Origin of the sequence: Methanohalophilus euhalobius, assembly GCF_900215215.1 — an archaeon.
GTDB lineage: Archaea > Halobacteriota > Methanosarcinia > Methanosarcinales > Methanosarcinaceae > Methanohalophilus > Methanohalophilus euhalobius.
In genome coordinates this window covers 284,523-307,227 of record NZ_OBDR01000001.1, presented here as the reverse complement: position 1 = coordinate 307,227, position 22,705 = coordinate 284,523, and the positions used below count along the sequence as shown (strand labels likewise).

Genomic DNA, 22,705 nt, shown 5'->3' with positions numbered 1-22,705 from the left:
AAAAAATAAACAAAAAGAGAACACAAAAACTGTAGCTAGCGTCTCCTATTGAGTTTTGCTCCTCCTATGTGTTCATTTATTAAATAGTTAAGTATAATCTGTTACGGGACCCTTTAACTAATGGTTAGATATATTTACAGGAATGTTTTTTAAGAGGAAAACCGATAATGACCAGAAATCATATTCACAATATCAATAAAATCAAGGTGAACAAATGTCATTGGCAAATTTAAGGACGCATTATACGACACAAATCGATCCCGGTAAAATCGGAGACGATAAGGTTGCTCTTGCAGGTTGGGTACATGAGGTACGTGATCTTGGAGGAATCTGTTTTGTTGTATTAAGGGACAGACAGGGAAGAGCCCAGGTTACTCTTGTAAAGAAGAAAATTGACAGGGAACTGTTTAATTTCGCCAGAAAACTTATCCGGGAATCAGTTATCTCTGTCAGGGGCATTATTAAGCCCGAAGAAAAAGCTCCTAATGGTTATGAATTGATACCTGATGAGATTGAACTGCTCAATGAAGCAGAATCTCCCCTGCCTCTGGACACCACAGGAAAAGTGGATGCTGAACTCGACACAAGACTGGATTCACGTTTCATAGACCTGAGAAGAAGCAGAACAAATGCCATATTCAGGATAAGACATGAGGTTCTGCATGCTGTCAGGAATTATCTTGCAAAGGAAGGATTTCTGGAAACATCAAGTCCCAAGGTAGTGGCCACAGCAACCGAAGGAGGTACTGCCCTTTTCCCGATTACTTATTTCGACAGGGAGGCTTTCCTCAACCAGAGCCCCCAGCTTTTCAAGCAGATCCTGATGTCCGGTGGAATGGACAGGGTATTTGAGATCGGACCGATCTTCCGTGCAGAGGAACACGACACCCGTCGCCACCTGAACGAAGCTACATCTATTGATATAGAAGCGAGTTTTGTCGACCACTTCGATGTAATGGAAATCCTCGAAAACATGGTGGAATATGTTTACACCCGGGTAATAGAGAACGTACCCGATGCTCTTGAAGTACTGGGAATTGAACTCAAAGTCCCGAAAACCCCATTCCTCAAACTGACATATCAGGAAGCGATAGAGATTGTCAATTCCCATGGTGAAGAGGAATTGAAATGGGGAGACGACCTGTCCACCCTTTCCGAACATACCATCGGAGAACATGTATTTCAGGAAACCGGGGAAGAACACTATTTCATCATAGACTGGCCTACCGAAATAAAACCATTCTATGCCATGCCCTACGAGGAAAAACCTGAATTCTCCAAGTCCTTTGACATGATGCACAGGACCATGGAACTCTCCTCCGGTGCACAGCGCATACACTTTCCGGAAATGCTCAAAAACAGGATAGCAGATCAGGGACTTGATCCAGAAGGCTTTGATTTCTATCTCCGTGCTTTCAGTTACGGAATGCCTCCCCACTCCGGCTGGGGTTTGGGTTGTGAAAGATTTGTGATGACTATGCTTGGCGTGGAGAACATCCGCGATGTCGTACTGTTTCCCAGAGACCGCAGGCGTCTTTCCCCATAAGAAGGCAGGATAATGACAGATAGAAACACAAAAAGTCATCATCCGGGCAAGGAGGCCGCCGGCAGGGCCGCAGCAGAACTTGTGAAGGACGGAAATATTGTGGGGCTAGGTACCGGCTCCACAACTGCCTATGCAATAAAAGCTCTCGGAGAAAAGGTCAAAAAGGGACTGGATATAAGGGCAGTTGTCACATCCTACCAGTCGGAAATGCTGGCGATACAGGCAGGCATACCCCTGACAAGCCTGGCTGAAAATCCGGTCCTTGATATTGCAATTGACGGTGCCGATGAAGTCGATTCAGATCTCAATGTGGTAAAGGGAGGCGGAGGTGCTCACTTTCGGGAAAAAGTAGTATCCCTTTCTGCCAACAAATTCATTGTAGTTGTGGACGACTCAAAGATAAGTGAAACAATATCAATGGCTATTCCACTGGAAGTCCTGCCTTGTGCCCGTGAACTTGTACAGCAACAGGTTGCTCAAATGGGCGGAGAAGCCAGTATACGTCCTGCATCCAGAAAGGATGGGCCTGTTATATCTGATAATGGTAATTTCATTATGGATGCTGCTTTCGGAGAGATCCCAAATCCACAGGAATTTGCAGATAAACTGACAAATGTTGTCGGAATCGTAGAACACGGAATATTTACCAATACCGATAGGGTGTATATTGGTTACAAAGACGGAAAAATAGAACTGAGGGAATGATTACATTCCCATTTTTTTCATCATTTTCTTCATATTAAATTTGCCTCCACGCATACCTTTCATGGCGTTTTGCATCTGTTTATGATATTTCAGCAGCTCACGAACGGTTTCCGGAGTGGAACCAGCACCTATGGATATCCTTTTAATGCGGGAACTTCCTATTATACGTGGATTTGTCATTTCTTCTTCTGTCATTGAATCCATGAGGGTTTTGTATTGTGCCATTTTCTGCCCTGTAACTTCATAAGCATCATCGGAAACTTTCATCCCCATGCCGCCCAGTGGCAACATTTGCATGATCTGCTTCATGGGGCCCATCTTGTTCATGGCTTCAAGCTGTTTGTACATGTCCTTGAGGGTAAATTTTCCCTTCATCATGGATTCAACATCGAGTTCATCTTCTGAGAGGGTTTCTTCGGCCTTTTCCATCAGGGACCTGAGGTCTCCCATCCCGAGCAGGCGGGAAATGAACCTGTCCGCCTCGAATCTTTCCAGGTCTGCTGGTGTTTCACCAACACCAATGAAGGCTATCGAGGAATCGGTTGCGGCAACAGCAGACATAGCACCGCCACCTTTGGCGGTACCATCAAGTTTTGATATCACAACACCGGAAATCCCAACTGAGTCGTTGAATGCTTTTGCCTGTTCGCTTGCCTGTTGGCCGATACCGGCATCAAGTACAAGCAATTTGTAATCAGGATTGGAAATTGCGTGGATTCTCTCCATCTCATCTATAAGATCGTTTTCAAGAGAGTGGCGACCTGCCGTATCAATGATCTTCACATCATACTTGTCTATTTCAGCAAGGCCCCGTTCAACTATACCCACAGCATCAGGATTGCCTTCTTCACCATAGAACGGCACATTCAGGGATTCACAAAGGGTTTTAAGCTGCTGGTAAGCCCCGGGCCTGAAAGTATCAGCACAGACCACAGCAGGTTTGAGCCCTTTACGCTGGAAATAGCGGGCAAGTTTGGATGTGGTTGTAGTCTTACCACTACCCTGCAATCCAATCATCATTATTTTTTGGGGTTTTAGCGGGATATCGGTACCTTCACCCACAATTTTCATTAGTTCCTCATAAACGATGCGTATCACATGTTCCCGGGGATTCATACCCTGGGGAACATCCTCATCAAGAGCTCGCTCCTTTATGCTCTTGGAAAGCTGCATCACCATCTTGACATTAACATCGGATTGAAGAAGTGCCCTCTGGATATCCTTTACAACATCGTTTACCGTCCGCTCATCAATGCGTCCGGCACCCACGAGTTTTTTAAGGGCATCCTGCAGGGAATTACTGAGTTTGTCCATTACCATAATAGGGATCGTCCTTTTTTAATTTCTGCTTCAATAATACTCGATTGTTTTATATAATTATTTTGTGACAAATGGTCAGTACCCTATCAAACAGATAGCAAAATAACTGAAAACAAAGCCATCAATACGCCCATCCATTGTCTGGACGATAGATATTCACCAAGCACTATCCAGGAAAGCAGGACTGTGCCTGCCGGGTAAAGAGCAGATGTGATCGTGGCAATATCCAGCCTTCCTACCTGACTTGCTGCTGTGAAAAAGATACTGCCTGCAGTGTCACCAATACCTGCGATAAGAATAGGCAGAGCCGCTTTTCTAGCCGGTATGCATAGATGGCCTTTTGAGAGTAGAAACAATAGTAATATTGTTGCACCTTCAATTTTAGCGACTGCCAGTGTCCAGAAGATTGAGACTCCACTGAAATTGCTTATCGAGATATAAGCCAATCCAAATCCCAGTCCTGCAAGAAAAGGGAGTTTGAGAGCATCTGTATTGATTTTAGCCAGACTGCTGCTGCTTGAGACCAACCACACACCCACAAGAGCAATACTAAATCCCAAAATTTTATGGAATGCAGGTAACCCTTCTGTAAAAAGGCTATAAATAACAGGAACAAGAACGGCAACAACCGCTGAAACAGGTGCTACAAGTCCCATTTTCCCCGATGAAAGGCCTTTGTAGAGGGAAAGGATTCCTACATTCCCAAATATCCCTGCCAGAAGGGCCCATAAATAATCAATTTCTAGAGGAAAGGGTTCCGAGGTTATATGGCCTGTAGTAACAAGTAAGAAGAAACCTATGAACTGGGTTATCATAACAACTATGTAAACACTGGTCTTTCTGGTTGCAATACCGCCACTGAAGTCTCCCGTACCCCAGGACATAGCAGCTGCAAGACCAAAAACTACGACTAGCAATTCAGCAGGAAATGGAAACATATTCCCTAGAATGAGTCTGGACCCTTAAATTTGACGATATTAAACAAACTGGCAATGCTCTTTAAAGTTGAAATGAAAGGTGATATGATCAAAAGAAGAGTGTATAGCGGGGGATGGATTCGAACCATCGGTCTACGGGTTATGAGCCCGTCGGGATCTCCTGGCTACCCCACCCCGCTACGGGTGGATACTTCAACAACACAATACAGCAAAAATCAGCCGTCTTCAATTAAAAGAGGTATAGCGGGGGATGGATTCGAACCATCGGTCTACGGGTTATGAGCCCGTCGGGATCTCCTGGCTACCCCACCCCGCTACGGGTGGCTTATATTGCGTCGAGGAACCTGATAACGGTATTATGGTACATAAAGGTTGTGCATGGAAAAACTACATGAAAAAAGATATAATACAGCACGGTTAAACCAGCCCATTGCAGGAGGAAATTTAATGGCATTACCTGATAAATTCAAATGTGTTATTACAAACTGGGATTACATCTATGATCTTTGCAGGGACGTTTCTGAAGACGTTAAACATTCTGGTTATGAACCTGATATTATTATTGCACTGGCCAGGGGCGGATGGTTTGCCGGTCGCGTGATGTGTGACTTCCTGGGACTGGATGATCTTACAAGCCTTAAGATCGAACACTATACAGGAACTGCCGTTGCAGGGGACGAACCTCTGATACGCTACCCATTGGCAGAAAATGCCGCTACCGGCAAGAAGGTACTGATTGTGGACGATATAACAGACAGTGGCCAGAGTATGCTTCATGCAAAGGATTATATTCAGAAGCAGGAACCAAAAGAGATCAGGACCGCTACTCTCCAGTACCTCTATAACTCTGCTATTGATCCTGATTATTGTGGTGAAAGATTGGAGGAATGGGCATGGATAGTCTATCCCTGGAATTTCATCGAGGATATGACCGACATCATTAATGGCACCATGGAGCGTGAAGAAGCCGAATACTGGGACATTCCCGCTCTGAAACATATTCTTTATAAACACCATTCAGTGGAATCCATATCTTTTGAAATAGCCCAGCCCGGCCGTCTTGTTGAAGTACTCAGGGAGATGGAAAGAAGAGGAATTATAACTTCCGAAACCATAAGGGGCAAGACATTCTGGAAAAAAGTTTGAAAAAAAGGTGATATATTGAAAGGACATGCAGACATTGCAATTATCGGCGGAAGCGGCGTATATGACGCAAATATGTTGGACAACATACACCAGATAGAGGTGGATACCCCTTTTGGCAAACCGTCTGATTCGATTACAGTGGGAGATTTTGGAGAAAAGAAGGTCTGTTTCCTACCACGACATGGAAAAGGACACAGAGTATCTCCAACAAACCTGAATGCCAGAGCCAACATCTTTGCCCTGAAAAAACTTGGTGTCAAACAGATAATAGCCGCCTCAGCTGTTGGAAGCCTGAAAGAAAACATAAAGCCTCTGGACATTGTAATTCCTGACCAGATATATGACAGGACAAAACTTCGTCCTTCAACTTTCTTTGATCAAGATATAGTTGTTCACACTGGTTTTGCTGATCCTTTTTGTTCCGGGATGTCAGATTTGCTCCATAAAATTGCAATTGAAAACGGCTACAACAGTCATCCCGAAGGAACCTATGTATGTATCGAAGGCCCCCAGTTTTCAACCAGAGCTGAATCAAATGTTTATAGGTCACTGGGTTTTGATATAATCGGAATGACTGCCACACCTGAGGCAAAACTTGCACGGGAAGCCGAAATCTGCTATAGCACCATTGCAACTGTGACTGATTATGATGTATGGCATGAAGAAGATGTGACTACGGAAACAATCATTGAAAATGTAATAAAAAACGAAAAAGCAGTTAGAACTATTATTCGTCAGGCACTTGAATCCCTTGATATTGAGCAGGATTGTGAATGCAGACATGCTCTTGATGGAGCAATAATGACTGATTCTGGGATGATACCTTACGAAACACAGTACAGATTAAAAACTCTTATTGGCAAATATATTGACTAAAATAAGCCATTTACTCGTAAGGGTTAAAAGACAGATAGCCAAATAGTAAACCGGTGAACTAATGCCTCACAAATGTACTAAATGTGAGACTGTATTTGAAGACGGAGCCGAAGTTATCCTCAATGGCTGCCCTAACTGTGGATGGAACAAATTTCTCTACGTAAGCAATGAGTCCGAAAAGGAAACTGATGAAGTTGAGAAGGGTAGTGAAACCACAAAAGAAGTTACTGAGGAAAAAGAAAAGACAATTCCTTGCGAAGAATTCATTCATGAAGTTGATGAATTTATAGGAATTGAGCATAAAGAAAGCACCATTATCGAAGACGATGGGGAGAAAGTTGAATCTGTACGTATTATTGGGCCCGGGTCCTATGAGTTGAACCTTGATTCCCTGCTTGAACGCGATGAGATCATCATGGCAATCAAGGAAAACGGGACCTATGCAGTAGATCTGGCCTCCACATTCCACGGCAAGCGCAAGAAAAAATGATATTATTCCTTTTTCATGGTAAAACCAATGGTACTGCCTGAACAACGTTTCTGGGAAGTTGACCTTTTACGGGGCTGTGCCATTGTCCTCATGATTATATATCATACATTCTATGATCTGGACCTGCTGGGCAATTTTTCTTTCGCGATAAATCAGGGCAAATTATGGATAATCGGCAGAAGTTCAGCTGTTCTTTTTATATATACTGCAGGGATTGCCCTGAGCCTTAGTTATTCACGATACCGTTTGAAACATCCCGAAAACAGAAATCCCTGGCACAAATATGTAAAGAGGGGAATTCGGATATTTCTCTGGGGAAGTCTGATTACTTTAGTCAGCTGGTTTGCGTATCCCTCTATGCCAATCGTTTTCGGGATTCTGCATTTTATGGGAATCTCAATAATAATTGCCTATCCGTTGATTGAAAAGAAACATGCCAACCTGATTGTCGCGGGAGTTGTAATCGCAATTGGATTCTACCTGAAAACAATACGTGTGCCAAATGACTGGTTTTTGTGGCTGGGAGTGCATTCCACATCATTCCAGACACTGGATTACTTTCCCCTGCTTCCCTGGTTTGGCCTTGTACTGGTAGGAATTGCCACCAGCAATCACCTGTATCCGGCCTATGAAAGAAAATTTGATGTTCCTGATATGACAGGCTTTGCCCCGGTAAGACTGCTCACTGCAATGGGAAAAAGGTCCCTTGCAATGTACCTGTTGCACCAGCCGGCCATAATTCTCATCCTTTACCTGTTGGGTCTGATCAGGTTTCCATTTTCATTCTGATCCCCTCTTATGAAATCTTCCAGGGTAGTCTGTTGGGAATCAATCTTCATCAGGCTCGAAACCCCTATCCCGATAAGCCTTACCTTCTTCTTGCAGCTGAATTCCTGTAACATACGGTTACCTACCTTGCATATCACAGAAAGGTCATTGCTGGTTGCCCTGAGAGAAAAAGCCCGTGTGTATGTAGTAAAATCCTCGAACCGTATCTTTAGGTTGACAGTACGGAACACATAACCGTGCCTGACCAGCCTGCTGTGTACCTGTTGCGCAAGCCTGTCCATAGTTTCCCTTAATAGTTCCATATCCCCGACATCTTCTTCAAAGGTATCCTCCTTGCTGATGGATTTCACCTCACTTTTACCGGCCACCTTACTGTGATAATTACCCAGCGCCATCTGGCGCAATTTAAGGGCGGATTTGCCCAGACGGGATACTAACAGTTGCACATCGGTGTGTGCAAGGTCCCCAATGGTCCGGAGACCCATCTTTCTCAGGATCTCACGGGTACGCCTGCCTACACCGGGGATGGCAGATACCTCCAGAGGAAACATGAATTCCTGTACATTTTCAGGCTTCACAACCGTCAGACCGTCGGGCTTCTGGTAATCAGAAGCAATCTTAGCCACAATCTTGTTGGGTGCTATCCCGATAGAACAGGTGAGATCCTCATCATCATACATTTCTTTCTTTATCCTGAGAGCAAGGTCCTGTGCCTCAGTGTAGGTTTTCACAATATCAGTAACATCCAGATATGCTTCATCCACACTTACCTGCTGGAAAACAGAAGTGTAGCGCTGCAGTAGTAGCATTATATTTTCCGATGCCTGCTTATAGAGGGGCATATTCACCCGCAAAAAGACCGCATCCGGACAAAGTATGTAGGCTTTCGAAATAGGCATTGCCGAATGGATGCCGTACCTGCGCGCCTCGTAGGAACACGTACTTACCACACCCCTTCCTTCCCCATTTTTTGGGTCAGACCCGACCACGACCGGGAGGCCCTTAAGGGATGGTCTCTCACGCACTTCTACCGAGGAGAAAAAACTGTCCATATCAATATGGAAAATTATTCGGGATGGAGGCATCTGCATATCTTCTGTTGTCCAGAATTAAAATGTTTCCACCATATATCATGATACCTGTAAATTAAATAATCCTTTCAACACTTACTCAAAACTATTTATCTCTGGAGGACTATTAAACCTGAAAGAAACAAGGAAGGTATACAAATGGAAATAGAAAAACTTCTTGAAGAACTGGCTAACGCCCACGGAATTTCCGGCAATGAAGAGAGTATTCGCAAAATCATGGAAAGGGAAATCAAACCCTATGTCGATACCATAGAAGTAGATAAAATGGGAAATCTCATAGGTACCAAAAAAGGCACAGGTCCTTCCATTATGCTTGCTGCACATATGGATGAGATAGGGCTTATGGTAAAATACGTCGATGAGAATGGATTTCTCCGATTTGTGACTATCGGTGGCTGGTTTGACCAGACCCTGCACAGCCAGCGTGTCATGGTGCACACCACCAGGGGACCTATCCCGGGTGTCATCGGTTCCAAACCCCCTCACGTAATGAAAGATGAGGATAAAAAGAAACCGATAAAGGCAGAAGAAATGTTTGTGGATGTCGGGGCAAAGGACAAGGAAGATGCAGAAAACTTAGGAATTGAGGTTGGTACACCCATTTCTATAGACAGGAACTTTGTGGCATTGCAAAATGGTCTCTACACCTCCAAAGCCTTTGATAACCGCGTTGGAGTGACCATGGTGATCGATGCCCTGAAACAAATTTCCGAGATGGATATTGATGCCACTATTTATGCCGTGGGAACGGTTCAGGAAGAGGTGGGGCTTAAAGGTGCACGCACATCTGCTTTCGGTCTGAATCCGGATATTGCAATTGCAACAGATGTCACCATCCCGGGCGATCACCCCGGCATAGAAAAGAAGGATTCAGCCCTGGAAGTGGGCAAAGGTCCGGTAATTACTGTAGTTGATGGTGCCGGCAGGGGCCTTATGGCAGATAAGCAGGTTGTCAAATGGCTAAAAGAAACAGCACAGGAGAATGATCTGCCCCATCAACTTGATGTGGGAGACGGAGGAACCACCGACGCAACCGCAATACACCTGACAAGGGATGGTGTGCCCTCAAGTACTATTAGTGTGGCTGCAAGGTATATTCACTCACCCGTAGAAGTGATTTCCATTGATGACCTTAAAGCAAGCGCCTCTCTTGTTGCAAAAGCAGCTAAAAATATAGGGAAGTATTTCTAATACTTCTCCACTTACTTTCTCACATTAAAAACGGCTTATACCATCAATTATTTTAATAATAGAATGCTACTTTTCACAGCATTTCATGATTATACCTTTTGTATGCATGAAAGTCTGACAGACATGTGGACTAACGCGAACTTATATTTAATATGAACGTGTCACATGGTTGCACAATATTCATAAAAATCGTGAGGGATTGTATTATTCGAAAATGTACGCTTTCTGGACACTACCCTGAGAGACGGTGAACAAACACCCGGTGTAGCACTGACTTGTGAAGAAAAACTCTGGATCGCCCGTAAACTGGACGAGATGGGAGTACACATCATCGAAGCAGGCTCTGCCATCACCTCCGAAGGTGAGAGAAACGCTATAAGAGGAATCACTGCTGAAGGTCTTGATGCTGAAATATGCAGTTATTGCCGTATAATGAAGCAGGATATAGACTACGCCCTGGAATGCGATGTGGATTCCATCCATCTGGTCGCACCTGTATCAGATCTGCATATCAATGTGAAATTGAAAAAGGACAGGCAAGCAGTCAGGGAAATGTCAACCCGTGTCATTGAATACGCCAAAGACCATGGCCTGATTGTTGAATTCAGCGGGGAAGATGCATCCAGAGCAGATTTTGATTTCCTGAAGACCCTCTACCAGGACGGAATCGATGCCGGTGCCGACAGGTTATGCTATTGTGATACTGTGGGAATGCTGGTTCCCGAAAAAACGGAAGCTATTTTCAGCGAACTTTCCAGCGAATGCAGTGTACCGGTAAGCATTCACTGCCATGATGATTTCGGATTATCAGTATCCAATACCATAGCTGCCCTGAAAGCCGGGGCAGGGGAAGCCCATATGACCATAAATGGGATCGGTGAAAGGGCCGGGAATACCTCACTGGAAGAAGTTGTGATGATTCTGGAATGGCTTTATGATCACAGAACTGGTATAAAATCAGAAGAAATTTATAAAACATCCAGACTGGTCAGCCGCTTGACCGGCATACCTGTGGCCATCAACAAATCGCTCGTGGGAGGTAATGCATTCACCCATGAAGCAGGCATTCATGTACACGGACTGCTGGCAGACACTTCTACATATGAACCCCTGAAACCCGAAATTCTGGGCAGGGAAAGAAAAATAGTTCTGGGCAAACACGCCGGCAAAAGCTCAGTAACCCTGGCATTGAAAGAACTAGGACTGGAAGTAGAAGATTCCCAGCTCAATGAGATTCTCACCAGGGTCAAGGAAATAGGTGACCATGGAAAACATGTCACAGATTCCGATTTACAAACAATTGCTGACACCGTACTGAACATATACAGGGAATCCCGGGTCAAACTCAAAGATTTTACCATAGTATCCGGTAACCAGGTTATGCCAACCGCATCGGTAAGGATAACCGTGGATGGTGAGGAAGTTGTGGAAGCCGATATCGGGGATGGTCCCGTAGATGCAGTTGTAAAAGGAATCCGCAAGGCTGTATCAGGTATAGGGGATGTACAGCTGGAAGAATACCATGTCGATGCGATAACCGGCGGTACTGATGCGCTGGTGGAAGTGCGTGTTAAACTTTCAAAGGATGGAAAAATGGTTAGTTCCCGGGGTGCCCGTACAGATATAATCACAGCATCCGTTGAAGCTGTGATAAATGCAATAAACCAGCTAATGAAGTGAAGTTAGAAGCAAGAGAAGAAAACGAAGGGATATAATGAGTGAAAATAACAACAAGATGACAGGTGCACGCGCAATCATCGAGTGCCTCTATGAAGAAAATGTGGAGGTTATCTTCGGCTATCCCGGTGGTGTCCTTCTTCACATATATGATGAGATATACAAATCCGATCTCAGACACATTCTTGTCAGGCATGAACAGGCAGCAGCCCATGCCGCAGAAGGATACGCAAGGGCAACCGGCAAGGTTGGTGTATGTCTTGCAACCTCCGGACCCGGAGCCACCAACCTTGTAACAGGTATTGCAAATGCCTACATGGATTCTATACCAATGGTCGCACTCACAGGACAGGTGCCCCGTTCAATGATAGGCAACGATGCGTTCCAGGAAGCAAATATAACCGGCATCACAATGCCAATCACCAAGCACAATTATCTTGTGCAGGATGCAAAGGACCTGCCCCGTATAATCAAAGAGGCTTTCCACATTGCATCAACAGGAAGGCCCGGTCCCGTGTTGATAGATCTGCCCAAGGATGTCACAACCGAGGAAATCGAATTTACCTACCCGGATAAAGTGGACCTGAAAGGTTACAAGCCAACCTACAAGGGTAATCTCCAGCAGGTAAAGCGAGCTGCATCAGCGATTGAAAAGGCCCATCAGCCTCTGATATATGCAGGCGGCGGAATATTGGGCTCCTGCGCAAGCAAGGAACTGATACAGTTTGCCGAGAATCTACAGGCACCTGTAACTACAACCCTTACAGGTATAGGCGGTTTCCCTACACAACATCCTCTTTATTTGGGAATGCCCGGCATGCACGGAACTAAATATGCCAACTACGCCATACAGGAATGTGATCTTCTCATAGCAGTCGGTGCCAGATTTGACGACCGTGTGACAGGGAAACTTGCATCCTTTGCACCCAACGCAAAAATCCTGCACATTGACATCGATCCTGCCGAGATTTCCAAGAACATAACGGTGGATATACCGATTGTAGGGGATGCAAAGAACATCCTTGCCTCCCTTAACAAATATGTAAAGCCTGTTGAGAAAGAAACCAGAAAAGAGTGGCTTGACAGGATAGAGGGATGGAAAAAATCCTATCCCCTGCACTATGTTGGTGAACAGGACGGGCTCAAACCCCAGTACATTATTGAGCAGATCTATGAAGCATGCAAAGATGCTATCATAGTTACTGAAGTCGGCCAGCACCAAATGTGGGCAGCCCAATATTACAAATTTAGCCAACCTCGCAGTTTCATCACATCCGGGGGACTTGGGACAATGGGATACGGCTATCCTGCATCAATCGGTGCCAAGGTCGGAAAGCCGGATAGAGTTGTCTTCAATATTGCAGGTGATGGTTCTTTCCAGATGAATTCCCAGGAAATCGCAACTGCTGTCCAGAATGACATTCCGGTGATCGTAGCAATAATGAACAACGGTTATCTGGGAATGGTCAGGCAGTGGCAGGAATTATTCTTTGAAAAGCGTTATTCACATACCTGCATCCGGGACAGTGTTGATTTCGTGAAACTGGCCGAAGCTTATGGTGCGGTTGGTATCAGGGTCGAGAAAACTTCAGAAGTCAAACCGGCTCTTGAAAAAGCGATGGATTCCGGAAAACCGGTAATTATAGACTTTATTGTGGAATGTGAAGAGAACGTATCGCCAATGGTGCCTGCAGGTGCACCTATCAATGAAATACTTGACCTGGAGAGGAAAGAATGAGACACACACTTGCAGTTCTGGTAGAGAACAAGTTCGGAGTGCTGTCAAGGGTGGCAGGGCTCTTTGCAAGACGCGGTTATAATATCGATAGTCTTGCAGTAGGAGTTACCGAAAATCCTAACGTCTCCAGAATGACCCTGGTGGTCCGCGGAGACGACCATGTCGTAGAACAGGTTAGCAAACAACTGAATAAACTGATCGATGTGATTCGTGTTACCGATATTGGTGCTGACGAATCCGTGGAAAGGGAACTGGCTCTTATCAAGGTTAAGTCCGATAAGGATACAAGGGCTGAGATAATCCAGATAGTTGATATCTTCCGTGCACGTATTGTTGACGTGGCTTCAAAATCCATTATCATTGAAGTTACCGGTGATGAAGAAAAAATTGCAGCTATCGAGAAACTTCTCAAACCCTTCGGAATCAAGGAACTTGTCCGAACAGGAAGAATTGCCCTAACAAGGGGCTCAAAAAATTCATAACTATAATATGTAACAGGAGATTGAAATAAATGGTAGACCTATATTACGATGAAGATGCTGATTTTTCAGTGATGGATAGCAAGAAGATTGCAGTTATCGGTTATGGCAGCCAGGGACACGCCCAGGCACAGAACCTTCATGACTCCGGTCTTGATGTAGTGGTCGGCCTGAGGGTTGGTAGCAGACGCTGGAAACAGGCAGAAGAAGACGGCCTGAAGGTTATGTCTGTTGAAGATGCTGCAAGGGAAGCCGACATTATCCAGATTCTTATGCCCGACGAAGTACAGGCTGATGTATACAGGGATAAAATCGAGCCGGGGCTTGAAGCAGGTAATGCACTTGTCTTTTCCCATGGGTTCAACATCCACTACAATCAGATCATCCCCCCTGCAGACGTTGATGTCTATATGGTTGCTCCAAAGAGTCCGGGACATCTGGTCCGGAGGACCTACATGGACAATGCCGGTGTGCCCGGTCTGATCGCTATCTACCAGGATGCTACAGGCAATGCAAAGAAACTGGCCCTTGCCCATGCCCGGGGTGTGGGATGTACCCGTGCAGGTGTCATTGAAACAACTTTCCGCGAGGAAACCGAGACCGATCTTTTTGGTGAACAGGTAGACCTCTGTGGTGGCGTTGCTTCCCTGATCAAGAATTCCTTTGAGGTTCTTGTCGAAGCAGGTTACAAACCGGAAATGGCCTATTTTGAGACACTGCACGAAGTCAAACTTATCGTAGACCTCATCCACGAAGGCGGACTGGAAAAAATGTGGTACTCTGTCTCCAACACAGCAGAATACGGTGGAATGACAGTGGGACCCAGGGTCATCAACGATGAATCCAGACTGGCAATGTATGAAGCCCTGGAGCGCATCCAGAATGGTGAATTTGCAAAAGATTTCGTACTGGAAAAAAAAGCCAACAATCCTGTCCTCAAAGCAATGGAACGGCAGGATCGGGAACACCCGGTGGAAGAAGTAGGCAGGAAACTGCGTGCCATGATGCCCTGGCTCAACAGTGAACTCAACGAAAAATAACCCCATTTTTTCTTTTCCTTTTTTGGAGGAAAACATGAACACGTTAGATAATATATACAACCGCAGAAGTGTACGCCGTTTTACGGAAAAGGATGTGGATGATGAGGCCATCACAACTCTGTTAGAATGTGCCCGCTGGGCTCCTTCAGGACTCAATAACCAGCCCTGGAAGTTTGTGGTGATTCGCAGGGAAGATACTATCGAGCAACTAGCCGGTTGTACCCATTACAGTGACACTGTGAAAGGAGCTAAAGTACTTGTTGCATTCTATTATGATAAGGAAAGCGGATACAATCGTACCAAGGACATCCAGTCCATAGGTGCTTCGATAGAGAACATGCTCCTTGCATGCAATGAACTTGGCCTGGGTGCTGTCTGGGTGGGAGAAATACTCAATCAGGAAGAGAAAGTGAACTCAATTCTCAAAGCACCGGCAGTTATGGAACTTATGGCAGTTATCGCAATAGGCCATCCGACAGATGAAGAAAGGTCATCCACGAGGAAATCCCTTGCAGAAATTACATACAGGGATAATTTTGAGAATGAATGGTGATTCTCAGAAATCATCATTTTCACTCAATATTTTTGGTTTTTGCCCGATATCCTCGATTGCTGATTTTATTTCATTTACAGGACAGGTTAACCTGTGGAAGAGATGGGATTGACAGAAACAATCCGAACAACCGAATTTCGACACATAAGTTCCCTGCAGATTGGCAGCAATGCCACATTCGATATGTTTTTCAGCGCAGGTGTAGACAACATCCACATATTCAAAATCCGAATGGGTAAGTAAATAATCAATATGCCATCTGGGTTTTTTGTCCTTTTGACGGGCAAGCTTTTGGTGGCGATGCATACGTTTGAGTCCGCCGGGGCCAAGTGCAGACCCCACATAAATATAATAGCCTGCTTCAAATACTATGGATTTGAGACTGCCTACACCAACAGTACATCCATCCGTTTTCAGTATAAGGCAGTAGGTCCCTTTGGCACACATAATATAACCTCAAAGAAGATTCTTGAATTTTTTATTGCATTTGCGGTTAATGCAATAATGCCTGGCATCCTTTTTGGGTTCCTTTACTCTGACTATTTTCCACCCACATTCTTCACAGATTTCCTTGCGCAGTGTAACACGACCCTTTTGGGGATATGAACATGTAAAACCACAGCGTCTTGCACATCCCACGAATTTCGAATCCTTGGTCTCAATCAATATCATGTCACAGCCACAGGAAGGACATTTTCCTATCACAGTAGGCGGGAAGCATAGTTTTTGCTTTTCACAATTAAAGCATGGACCTACTCCAACACTCCAGTAATATTTTCCACCACCGACCTTGAGTACGGCAAATCCGCCCATTTTGCACTCCCGGGAGCGCATTACATCCAGGGAACCTTTTCGGGGAAGAGGATACGTGTTGCGACAATCCGGATAGCCGCTGCAACCTACAAAACGACCCTTATCAGTACGTATAATGCTCAGTGTCCTGCCACATTTATCGCATTTGCCAATGTGATTATTCTTATCTTCAGCCAGTTTTTCATCCTTTATAGAACCTGCAATACGCAGCACAATATCGCCTTTACCGGACTTGAGCCGGGTATACATTTTCTGTATAAGGACAGTACCTTCACTGATGGCCTCGTCAAAGGATTTCTTTCCCTCCTCGACATCTTCTATCAACCCTTCAATTTTTGCCCTGATTTCAGGTTGTATCAATATAGGTACTGAAATCCCCAGTGCATCCATGAGATTAAAGCCGGTATCCAGCATAGAAATGGTTTTGCCTTTAATCTCAAAATAGCCTCTTTTCTTGTTTGTTTCGATGTGTGAAGGGGCTGTTGCCTTGGTTCCGATACCATGTTTATCCATAAGGGTCAGAAGTTCGGCTTCAGTTAGACGTTTGGGGGGTGTGGTCTGGGATTTGGTGTTTGTGATCTTATTTACAGCCACCTTATCCCCTTCTGCTACCGGAGGAAGAAGTTTTTCTTTTGATATTTCAAACGGATAGACCTGTTTCCACCCTTCGGATTTCATAACCGAACCCTTACAATCAAAAGGTTCATCCTTCACATGCACTTCCATGTGAGTTTTTTCAAAGAGGGCAGGATCCATAAGATTGGCAAGAAAATGACGCACAATCAGGTCATATACCTTCCAGGAATTATCCAGTTTAACTGCATTTTTGACCTGTTTTTCGGAAACTGCCTTTATAGGATGGATAGGCGGGTGATCATGGCCGTCCTTTGTCCCGTTTCGGGGAGATACTGTCGTTTTGAGTAAATTTTCTGCAAAGAAGGAATATTCCCCTATCCGGAGAAGGTTTTTAAGCATGGATTTAAAGTCGTGATCTTCAGGATATCGGTTTGTTTCTGTCCTGGGATAACTGATAAAGCCGGCCAGGTAAAGCTGCTCTGCTATTTCCAGGGCTTTTTCCGGACTGATATCCAGGAATTTGGAAGCCCGTTTGAGGAATTCATTCGTATTTAGAGGATAAGGAGGATTGATCTGTTTTTCTTTGATATTGAGGCGAAACACGGTTGCTTCTCTGGTACCCTGCAGTTTTTCATATATCTGTTTTGCAAGTCCAACATCCCGTATGTTGCCTTTACGGTGCACACCCTCAAATTCACTGGATCCTGCCTGGAAAACCGCTTCTATCTTCCAGAAATCCTCAGGTTTAAAATTACGGATGGCTTTTTCTCTTTCATATACAAAACCACATGTTGGAGTCTGGCAGGGACCAATTGACAGGATACTTTTGGTGTATGCCTTCTCCCGGACAGCAAGGGTCATAAAACGGGTAAAAGCCGCACCCATTCTCAGGTCAAGTATCTGGCGGGTATCCGCAGACAGGGCCAGATTGGTATCCGGCTCTACAAGATTACTAAAAGCCTTTTGGACCTCATTTGCAGACAGGGAAGAAAACCTGGCCCTTTTTACCGGTACTTTTTTGACCTGCAAAGCAATATCACGTGCCTCAAAACCGATATTCTCTCCTTCCCGGTCATAGTCACATGCAAGTACAATGGAATCTGCCTGTTTTGCAAGTTGCCTGACAGCCCGTTCATAATTTTTCTTGGTGATATTTTTGATCGGGTCAGCTGTCAGCAGGACCGCAGGGTCAATTGCCTTCCAGTCCCGGTAAGCCGGATCAAAATCATAGGATGTAATGTGTCCGGCAAGACCGATTATCTTGTATTTATCTCCTTTAGCTACAAAGGAATATACCGGCAGGTCAGCCACATGTTCTCTCGTACTATTTCCTCCGCTCAAAATAGTCGCAAGTTTGGCTGCAGCCTTGTTTTTTTCAGCAAATACAACAATAGTCATATACAGGGCAACTAGATGTTGCCATGATTACATAAAGGTAGCTGGGAACGGTTCTTTTGGTATTCATTAAGATAAAAATAACAATGTGCACTTATATATAAACAAATGCAATATAAATTAGAAATGATATAAATTTTTGTATATACAAAACATAACCAAAAATATAGTTATGTAAAATATTATATGCCTATAAATAGTTATTCTCTCACCGGAGAGTGCTTTTAGTGGAAAAGGAAAGACTTCTAGTCCTCCAAAGGGATATTGCTATTGAACTTGGTTCATCAAATAATTTACAAACTGCTTTTCATTCCCTCTCAAAACATATTCTTTCCCTGAAAGATATTGATGCCACAGCGATATACCTTAGATCAAAAAATGGTGGATTTGACTTCATAGCCTGTGGGGGCGACATTCCTGAAGATATATTGAAAAATATCCAGCATTACCCTGCGGATTCATTACAGGCAAAAATCGTTAAAGAAGGTAAAATTCGTTATATGCCACCTGAAGAAATTGCAGGAACCCTTCAGGAAAAAGAGTATATCAAAAAAATGAAAACAATTGGCATAATCCCCATAAAAAAAGAAAATGGAGAGGCAATATCTTCATTTGTCGTCTCTTCTTTTACTCAGGAAGGAATTGCTGAAGATACAAAAATAATTCTGGAATCAATTGCCCGTCAGATTGGGAATTTGATTTTGAGACTTGCAAGTGAAAATGCCCTAAAGAAAAGTGAATCGAAGTTCAGGAGTTACATTAATAATGCTCCTGATGGTATTTTTGTCGCAGATAAAAACGGAGATTATATTGAAGTCAATAAAGCAGCCTGTGAAACAACAGGATATTCGCAAGAGGAACTCCTCTCGATGAACCTCATGGACCTCATACCCCCAGAAGATCATGGAAGGGTCATTGAAACTTTTGGAACCTTCGGTAAAAAAGGATTTGCTGATACTGAATTCCATTTTGTAAGGAAGGACGGAAACATAAGATGGTGGCGTGTAACTGCTACTAAACTTCCAGATACCTATTATTTAGGTTTCGCAAAGGATACCACAAAATCCAAACTCATGGAAGAGGAATTGATTAAGAGCAAGTTGTTCCTGAACAGCATCATTGAAAGCATAAAGGACGGGGTCAGCATACTTGATGCAGACATGAATATCGTACATGTAAATGATGCCATGAATAAGTGGTACGCAAGGAATACACCCCTTGAAGGCAAGAAATGTTATGAAGCTTATCATGACAGGGACTGCCCATGTAAACCCTGCCCTATAATGAGATGCATGGAAACAGGAGAGACAGAAAGAAATATTGTACAGGGTTTGCCGGACTCAGAACCACAATGGTTTGAACTCCTGGGGTATCCATTGAAAGACTCCACCACCGGTGAAATTACCGGTACGGTCGAATTCGTAAAGGACATTACAGACCACAAGCGTGCAGAGGCAGAACTTGCAGAATCCAGGCTTCATGCCAGGGAAGTAAGCAAAACCAACTCTGAGTTCAAGGCCAATTTGAGTCATGAAATTAGAACTCCATTAGGTAACATAATTGGTTTTAGCCAGATGCTTCGTAATGATATATATGGAAAACTCAATCCAAAACAGCAAAAGCACATTCATGATATACAAAAAAGTGCGGAACAGTTGATAGGTTTAATTGATGCCATTCTGGAAATATCAGATGTTGAAGCAGGAAAGATGGAACTCAATATTGAAATGGTTTCCATTGGTGAGTTACTCAGTGAAATTTTAAAATTCCTTAAACCTTTTGCAGAGGATAGGAATATTGAAATAACTATTGATGTACCTGAATACATACCGGAAATGAGTGTGGACAAAGTAAAAATCAAGCAGGCAATGTATAATCTCGTCGTCAATGCAATACACTTTACCCCTGAAGGAAGAGATGTACATATCAGTATGGAATACAGCAGTTATGACCTGAAGTTCGAAGTAAATGATTCCGGACTCGGCATTTCCCCGAGCCATTTAGAAGAATTATTCAGACCTTTTAAAGAAATATATTCCAAATCCGGAATGAAACCACATGACAGTATTCTGGGCCTTTCACTTGCTAAAGAGTATATAGAATTACATGGTGGAGAGATAGAAGTGGAAAGTAAACCCGGGGCGGGAAATACCTTCATTTTCACAATTCCAATCCAACCTATTTAATGGAGCGAAATGTTAACGATAGAGTTTCATTTTAATTCCTTTTTTACCTGTGAAACCTATATATGCGAATACGGATTATTCTGGAATGAATTAAGCACGGCAGGCGTTAAAAATGACATTGATGGATGAAGCAAAGAAGGGAAACATTCCCCCTCAGATACATAAGGTTGCAGAAAAAGAGGGTATTGATCCCGAAATCGTAAGAAAGTATGTTGCAGAGGGCCTTATTACTATTCCAAAAAATGTGCGCAGAGATGCATCTCCAAAAGCCATCGGAAAATGTATGGGTGTCAAGGTCAACGCCAATGTCGGAACCTCAAGAGATTTTGTTGATGTGGAAGATGAAGTTGAAAAGGCAAAAACTGCTGTTAAGTACGGGGCAGACAGCATAATGGACCTCTCCACAGGGGGAGACCTTGATTCCACCCGCAAACTTCTCATGGAAACCGTAGATGTACCGTTTGGTACAGTGCCAATCTATCAGGCGGCTTCATCCCAAAAAACTGTAGTTGATATGACATCCGATGATATCATCAATACTGTGCGCAAACATGCAGAAGACGGTGTCGATTTTGTGACAATTCATGCAGGAGTGAACCAGAACGCTCTGCAACGCCTGCGTAAAGGGGAAAGGGTGATGGATGTTGTCAGCAGAGGAGGTTCATTTACAATTGCCTGGATGATCCACAATGAGCAGGAAAATCCCCTCTACAGTGAATTTGACTACCTGATAGAGATAGCAAGAGAATATGATATGACCCTGAGCCTGGGTGACGGAATGCGTCCGGGTTGTATCCATGATGCCTCGGATAATGCAAAATTCATGGAATTCATAACCCTGGGTGAACTTGTAAAAGAGGCACGTAAATCCAATGTCCAGACCTTTGTGGAAGGGCCCGGTCATGTGGCAGCTGACGAGGTGCAGCTGAGTGTGCAAAGCATGAAAAAACTATGCCACGAAGCTCCCCTCTACCTGCTTGGACCACTTGTCACAGATATTGCACCCGGCTATGACCATATTACAGGTGCAATTGGTGGAACCATTGCCGGCATGTCTGGAGCGGACTTCCTGTGCATGACCACTCCCGCGGAACACCTTGCCCTTCCCACCGCAGATGATATCAGAGAGGGAGCGATTATCACAAAGATAGCAGCACATGCTGCCGATCTTACACGGCAGGGACAGCGTGAAAAGGCAAGAAAAACAGACTTCCAGATGGCACAAGCCAGACGTGACCTTGACTGGGAGAAACAATTTGACATTGCAATTGACAGTGAAAAACCTGCTGCCATACGCCAGAGCCGCAAGACAGGAAGTGATGCATGTTCCATGTGTGGTGAACTCTGCGCCCTGAAAATAGTACAGGATGCCCTGAAAGTTAATACTAAATAACAGGCCCACAATTTTTCTTTATGAGAATCACAGTGCTTGTGGATAATAATACTCTGATAGACAATTATTTTGAAGGAGAACCTTTACACTTATAATACTGACTATCTGCTTCACCCTGATCGTTGGACTTATATTCGCACCGCTTACCACTATCTACTGGTAGTCAGGAAATTCAGGAATCCTGATAGACAGTTTGCCGAGGCACTTCTAACCTCCATTATGGAAATAATAATTGCATTCTATACACTTCACATATCCAATATCCTTGCGGCCATATCCGGCAGTCTTGCAAGAATTATGCTTGGAAAGAATAACAGTAGCGTACATCCGGACACATTGGATGAACAAAAATATTATTAAGAATCAATCGGCAAACTTGTGGATATGATCATAGAATTCAAGGACAAGCTGTGTCAATTCACTATCCATATTGAGACTGAAAGTGCGTATCTGTTTTCCCAGGGGTTTCTCCTTAACAATACCTGTTTCTACAAGAGGTGCTATTACACGGGCAACACTCGAATGAGACAAGCCTGTCTCTTCTGCAATTCCTGAGAGATAGGTAGAGTCCCCCTTATGGGATATCAGGTTTTTGAGAACAGTCATCTGTGCAGTCCTGCCGAATATCTTTTCGAGAACATCCATCCTGCTTACTTACAACATTATATTTTATAAGTCTTTCTAATTATGGTCAACTTATATCTCTGAATAACAGGTCTTCCATATATTTGGAAAGGCTTTAATGGCATAGACTATTTGATGG

At 44.0% G+C, this 22,705-nt stretch carries 21 protein-coding genes and 2 tRNA genes; 15 read left to right on the top strand and 8 right to left on the bottom strand.

The genetic code is table 11. The annotated features are described in order from the left end of the window. Positions 1 to 214: 214 nt before the first annotated feature. The gene (gene aspS, locus CP947_RS01585; protein ID WP_096711501.1) at positions 215 to 1,546 is read left to right on the top strand and encodes an aspartate--tRNA(Asn) ligase; all 1,332 of its coding nucleotides are present in this window, start codon (positions 215 to 217) and stop codon (positions 1,544 to 1,546) included. 12 nt (positions 1,547 to 1,558) lie between these two features. Continuing rightward, a complete protein-coding gene (rpiA, locus tag CP947_RS01580) occupies positions 1,559 to 2,251 on the top strand; it encodes a ribose 5-phosphate isomerase A (RefSeq protein WP_096711500.1) in 693 nt (230 codons plus the stop codon). Here rpiA and CP947_RS01575 read toward each other — a convergent pair whose 3' ends face one another. From CP947_RS01575 to CP947_RS01560, 4 genes are all read right to left on the bottom strand, one after another. After that, positions 2,252 to 3,571, bottom strand: coding sequence for a signal recognition particle protein Srp54 (locus CP947_RS01575; RefSeq protein WP_096711499.1), 1,320 nt, complete (start codon positions 3,569 to 3,571; stop codon positions 2,252 to 2,254). Between the two features lie 86 nt (positions 3,572 to 3,657). Beyond that, positions 3,658 to 4,509: a DMT family transporter gene (locus tag CP947_RS01570; RefSeq protein WP_096711498.1), complete on the bottom strand. Its 852-nt coding sequence runs from the start codon at positions 4,507 to 4,509 to the stop codon at positions 3,658 to 3,660. Positions 4,510 to 4,613: 104 nt separating this feature from the next. Beyond that, a tRNA-Met gene (locus tag CP947_RS01565) sits at positions 4,614 to 4,688 on the bottom strand. Between the two features lie 62 nt (positions 4,689 to 4,750). Continuing rightward, positions 4,751 to 4,825: transfer RNA gene (locus tag CP947_RS01560), tRNA-Met, on the bottom strand. A gap of 131 nt (positions 4,826 to 4,956) precedes the next feature. Here CP947_RS01560 and CP947_RS01555 point away from each other — a divergent pair. From CP947_RS01555 to CP947_RS01540, 4 genes are all read left to right on the top strand, one after another. After that, positions 4,957 to 5,655: a phosphoribosyltransferase gene (locus CP947_RS01555; RefSeq protein WP_096711622.1), complete on the top strand. Its 699-nt coding sequence runs from the start codon at positions 4,957 to 4,959 to the stop codon at positions 5,653 to 5,655. Between the two features lie 15 nt (positions 5,656 to 5,670). After that, positions 5,671 to 6,531, top strand: coding sequence for an S-methyl-5'-thioadenosine phosphorylase (mtnP, locus tag CP947_RS01550; protein ID WP_096711497.1), 861 nt, complete (start codon positions 5,671 to 5,673; stop codon positions 6,529 to 6,531). 61 nt (positions 6,532 to 6,592) lie between these two features. Continuing rightward, entirely contained in the window at positions 6,593 to 7,021 is a 429-nt protein-coding gene (locus CP947_RS01545) for a Zn-ribbon domain-containing protein (protein WP_096711496.1), read from the top strand. A 27-nt stretch (positions 7,022 to 7,048) separates the two neighbouring features. Next, positions 7,049 to 7,810 (top strand): heparan-alpha-glucosaminide N-acetyltransferase, encoded by a 762-nt coding sequence (locus CP947_RS01540; RefSeq protein ID WP_241645746.1) that lies wholly within the window; start codon positions 7,049 to 7,051, stop codon positions 7,808 to 7,810. Here CP947_RS01540 and dinB read toward each other — a convergent pair. Beyond that, entirely contained in the window at positions 7,771 to 8,901 is a 1,131-nt protein-coding gene (gene dinB / locus CP947_RS01535) for a DNA polymerase IV (protein ID WP_096711494.1), read from the bottom strand. The genes CP947_RS01540 and dinB overlap by 40 nt on opposite strands. A 138-nt stretch (positions 8,902 to 9,039) precedes the next feature. Here dinB and CP947_RS01530 point away from each other — a divergent pair, with 138 nt between their 5' ends. The 6 genes from CP947_RS01530 to CP947_RS01505 all read left to right on the top strand — a co-directional run bounded on the left by CP947_RS01530 (position 9,040) and on the right by CP947_RS01505 (position 15,579). Next, a complete protein-coding gene (locus CP947_RS01530) occupies positions 9,040 to 10,092 on the top strand; it encodes a M42 family metallopeptidase (protein WP_096711493.1) in 1,053 nt (350 codons plus the stop codon). 198 nt (positions 10,093 to 10,290) lie between these two features. After that, the gene (locus CP947_RS01525) at positions 10,291 to 11,772 is read left to right on the top strand and encodes a (R)-citramalate synthase (RefSeq protein ID WP_096711492.1); all 1,482 of its coding nucleotides are present in this window, start codon (positions 10,291 to 10,293) and stop codon (positions 11,770 to 11,772) included. Positions 11,773 to 11,806: 34 nt separating this feature from the next. After that, positions 11,807 to 13,507, top strand: coding sequence for an acetolactate synthase large subunit (locus CP947_RS01520; protein WP_172425441.1), 1,701 nt, complete (start codon positions 11,807 to 11,809; stop codon positions 13,505 to 13,507). Next, complete coding sequence (gene ilvN / locus CP947_RS01515; protein WP_096711490.1) at positions 13,504 to 13,989, top strand: acetolactate synthase small subunit; 486 nt, start codon at positions 13,504 to 13,506, stop codon at positions 13,987 to 13,989. Before CP947_RS01520 ends, ilvN begins: the two co-directional genes overlap by 4 nt. Positions 13,990 to 14,018: 29 nt before the next feature. After that, entirely contained in the window at positions 14,019 to 15,026 is a 1,008-nt protein-coding gene (ilvC, locus tag CP947_RS01510; RefSeq protein WP_096711489.1) for a ketol-acid reductoisomerase, read from the top strand. 34 nt (positions 15,027 to 15,060) lie between these two features. Continuing rightward, a complete protein-coding gene (locus CP947_RS01505; protein ID WP_096711488.1) occupies positions 15,061 to 15,579 on the top strand; it encodes a nitroreductase family protein in 519 nt (172 codons plus the stop codon). Positions 15,580 to 15,582: 3 nt separating this feature from the next. On the opposite strand, the gene CP947_RS01500 is transcribed toward CP947_RS01505, so the two are convergent. Continuing rightward, positions 15,583 to 16,026 (bottom strand): GIY-YIG nuclease family protein, encoded by a 444-nt coding sequence (locus tag CP947_RS01500; protein ID WP_096711487.1) that lies wholly within the window; start codon positions 16,024 to 16,026, stop codon positions 15,583 to 15,585. Positions 16,027 to 16,035: 9 nt separating this feature from the next. Continuing rightward, on the bottom strand, positions 16,036 to 18,366 hold the full coding sequence (locus tag CP947_RS01495; RefSeq protein WP_096711486.1) for a DNA topoisomerase I: 2,331 nt from the start codon (positions 18,364 to 18,366) through the stop codon (positions 16,036 to 16,038). Between the two features lie 224 nt (positions 18,367 to 18,590). Between CP947_RS01495 and CP947_RS01490 the strand changes: the two genes are divergently transcribed. The 3 genes from CP947_RS01490 to CP947_RS10455 all read left to right on the top strand — a co-directional run bounded on the left by CP947_RS01490 (position 18,591) and on the right by CP947_RS10455 (position 22,302). Continuing rightward, positions 18,591 to 20,549: a PAS domain S-box protein gene (locus tag CP947_RS01490; protein ID WP_096711485.1), complete on the top strand. Its 1,959-nt coding sequence runs from the start codon at positions 18,591 to 18,593 to the stop codon at positions 20,547 to 20,549. Positions 20,550 to 20,661: 112 nt separating this feature from the next. Next, positions 20,662 to 21,942, top strand: a complete 1,281-nt coding sequence (gene thiC, locus CP947_RS01485) for a phosphomethylpyrimidine synthase ThiC (RefSeq protein ID WP_096711484.1) — start codon at positions 20,662 to 20,664, stop codon at positions 21,940 to 21,942. 219 nt (positions 21,943 to 22,161) lie between these two features. After that, on the top strand, positions 22,162 to 22,302 hold the full coding sequence (locus CP947_RS10455) for a hypothetical protein (RefSeq protein ID WP_164908987.1): 141 nt from the start codon (positions 22,162 to 22,164) through the stop codon (positions 22,300 to 22,302). A 3-nt stretch (positions 22,303 to 22,305) separates the two neighbouring features. On the opposite strand, the gene CP947_RS01475 is transcribed toward CP947_RS10455, so the two are convergent. After that, entirely contained in the window at positions 22,306 to 22,587 is a 282-nt protein-coding gene (locus CP947_RS01475) for a MarR family transcriptional regulator (protein WP_096711482.1), read from the bottom strand. Between the last annotated feature and the right edge of the window lie 118 nt (positions 22,588 to 22,705).

Bases quoted from the DNA above. Each gene is read 5' to 3' on its own strand.
- aspS (WP_096711501.1), top strand. From the start codon at position 215: ATGTCATTGGCAAATTTAAGGACGCATTATACGACACAAATCGATCCC.
- rpiA (WP_096711500.1), top strand. From the start codon at position 1,559: ATGACAGATAGAAACACAAAAAGTCATCATCCGGGCAAGGAGGCCGCC.
- CP947_RS01575 (WP_096711499.1), bottom strand. From the start codon at position 3,571: ATGGTAATGGACAAACTCAGTAATTCCCTGCAGGATGCCCTTAAAAAA.
- CP947_RS01570 (WP_096711498.1), bottom strand. From the start codon at position 4,509: ATGTTTCCATTTCCTGCTGAATTGCTAGTCGTAGTTTTTGGTCTTGCA.
- CP947_RS01555 (WP_096711622.1), top strand. From the start codon at position 4,957: ATGGCATTACCTGATAAATTCAAATGTGTTATTACAAACTGGGATTAC.
- CP947_RS01545 (WP_096711496.1), top strand. From the start codon at position 6,593: ATGCCTCACAAATGTACTAAATGTGAGACTGTATTTGAAGACGGAGCC.
- CP947_RS01540 (WP_241645746.1), top strand. From the start codon at position 7,049: ATGGTACTGCCTGAACAACGTTTCTGGGAAGTTGACCTTTTACGGGGC.
- dinB (WP_096711494.1), bottom strand. From the start codon at position 8,901: ATGCAGATGCCTCCATCCCGAATAATTTTCCATATTGATATGGACAGT.
- CP947_RS01530 (WP_096711493.1), top strand. From the start codon at position 9,040: ATGGAAATAGAAAAACTTCTTGAAGAACTGGCTAACGCCCACGGAATT.
- CP947_RS01520 (WP_172425441.1), top strand. From the start codon at position 11,807: ATGAGTGAAAATAACAACAAGATGACAGGTGCACGCGCAATCATCGAG.
- ilvN (WP_096711490.1), top strand. From the start codon at position 13,504: ATGAGACACACACTTGCAGTTCTGGTAGAGAACAAGTTCGGAGTGCTG.
- ilvC (WP_096711489.1), top strand. From the start codon at position 14,019: ATGGTAGACCTATATTACGATGAAGATGCTGATTTTTCAGTGATGGAT.
- CP947_RS01505 (WP_096711488.1), top strand. From the start codon at position 15,061: ATGAACACGTTAGATAATATATACAACCGCAGAAGTGTACGCCGTTTT.
- CP947_RS01500 (WP_096711487.1), bottom strand. From the start codon at position 16,026: ATGTGTGCCAAAGGGACCTACTGCCTTATACTGAAAACGGATGGATGT.
- CP947_RS01495 (WP_096711486.1), bottom strand. From the start codon at position 18,366: ATGACTATTGTTGTATTTGCTGAAAAAAACAAGGCTGCAGCCAAACTT.
- thiC (WP_096711484.1), top strand. From the start codon at position 20,662: ATGACATTGATGGATGAAGCAAAGAAGGGAAACATTCCCCCTCAGATA.
- CP947_RS10455 (WP_164908987.1), top strand. From the start codon at position 22,162: ATGGAAATAATAATTGCATTCTATACACTTCACATATCCAATATCCTT.
- CP947_RS01475 (WP_096711482.1), bottom strand. From the start codon at position 22,587: ATGGATGTTCTCGAAAAGATATTCGGCAGGACTGCACAGATGACTGTT.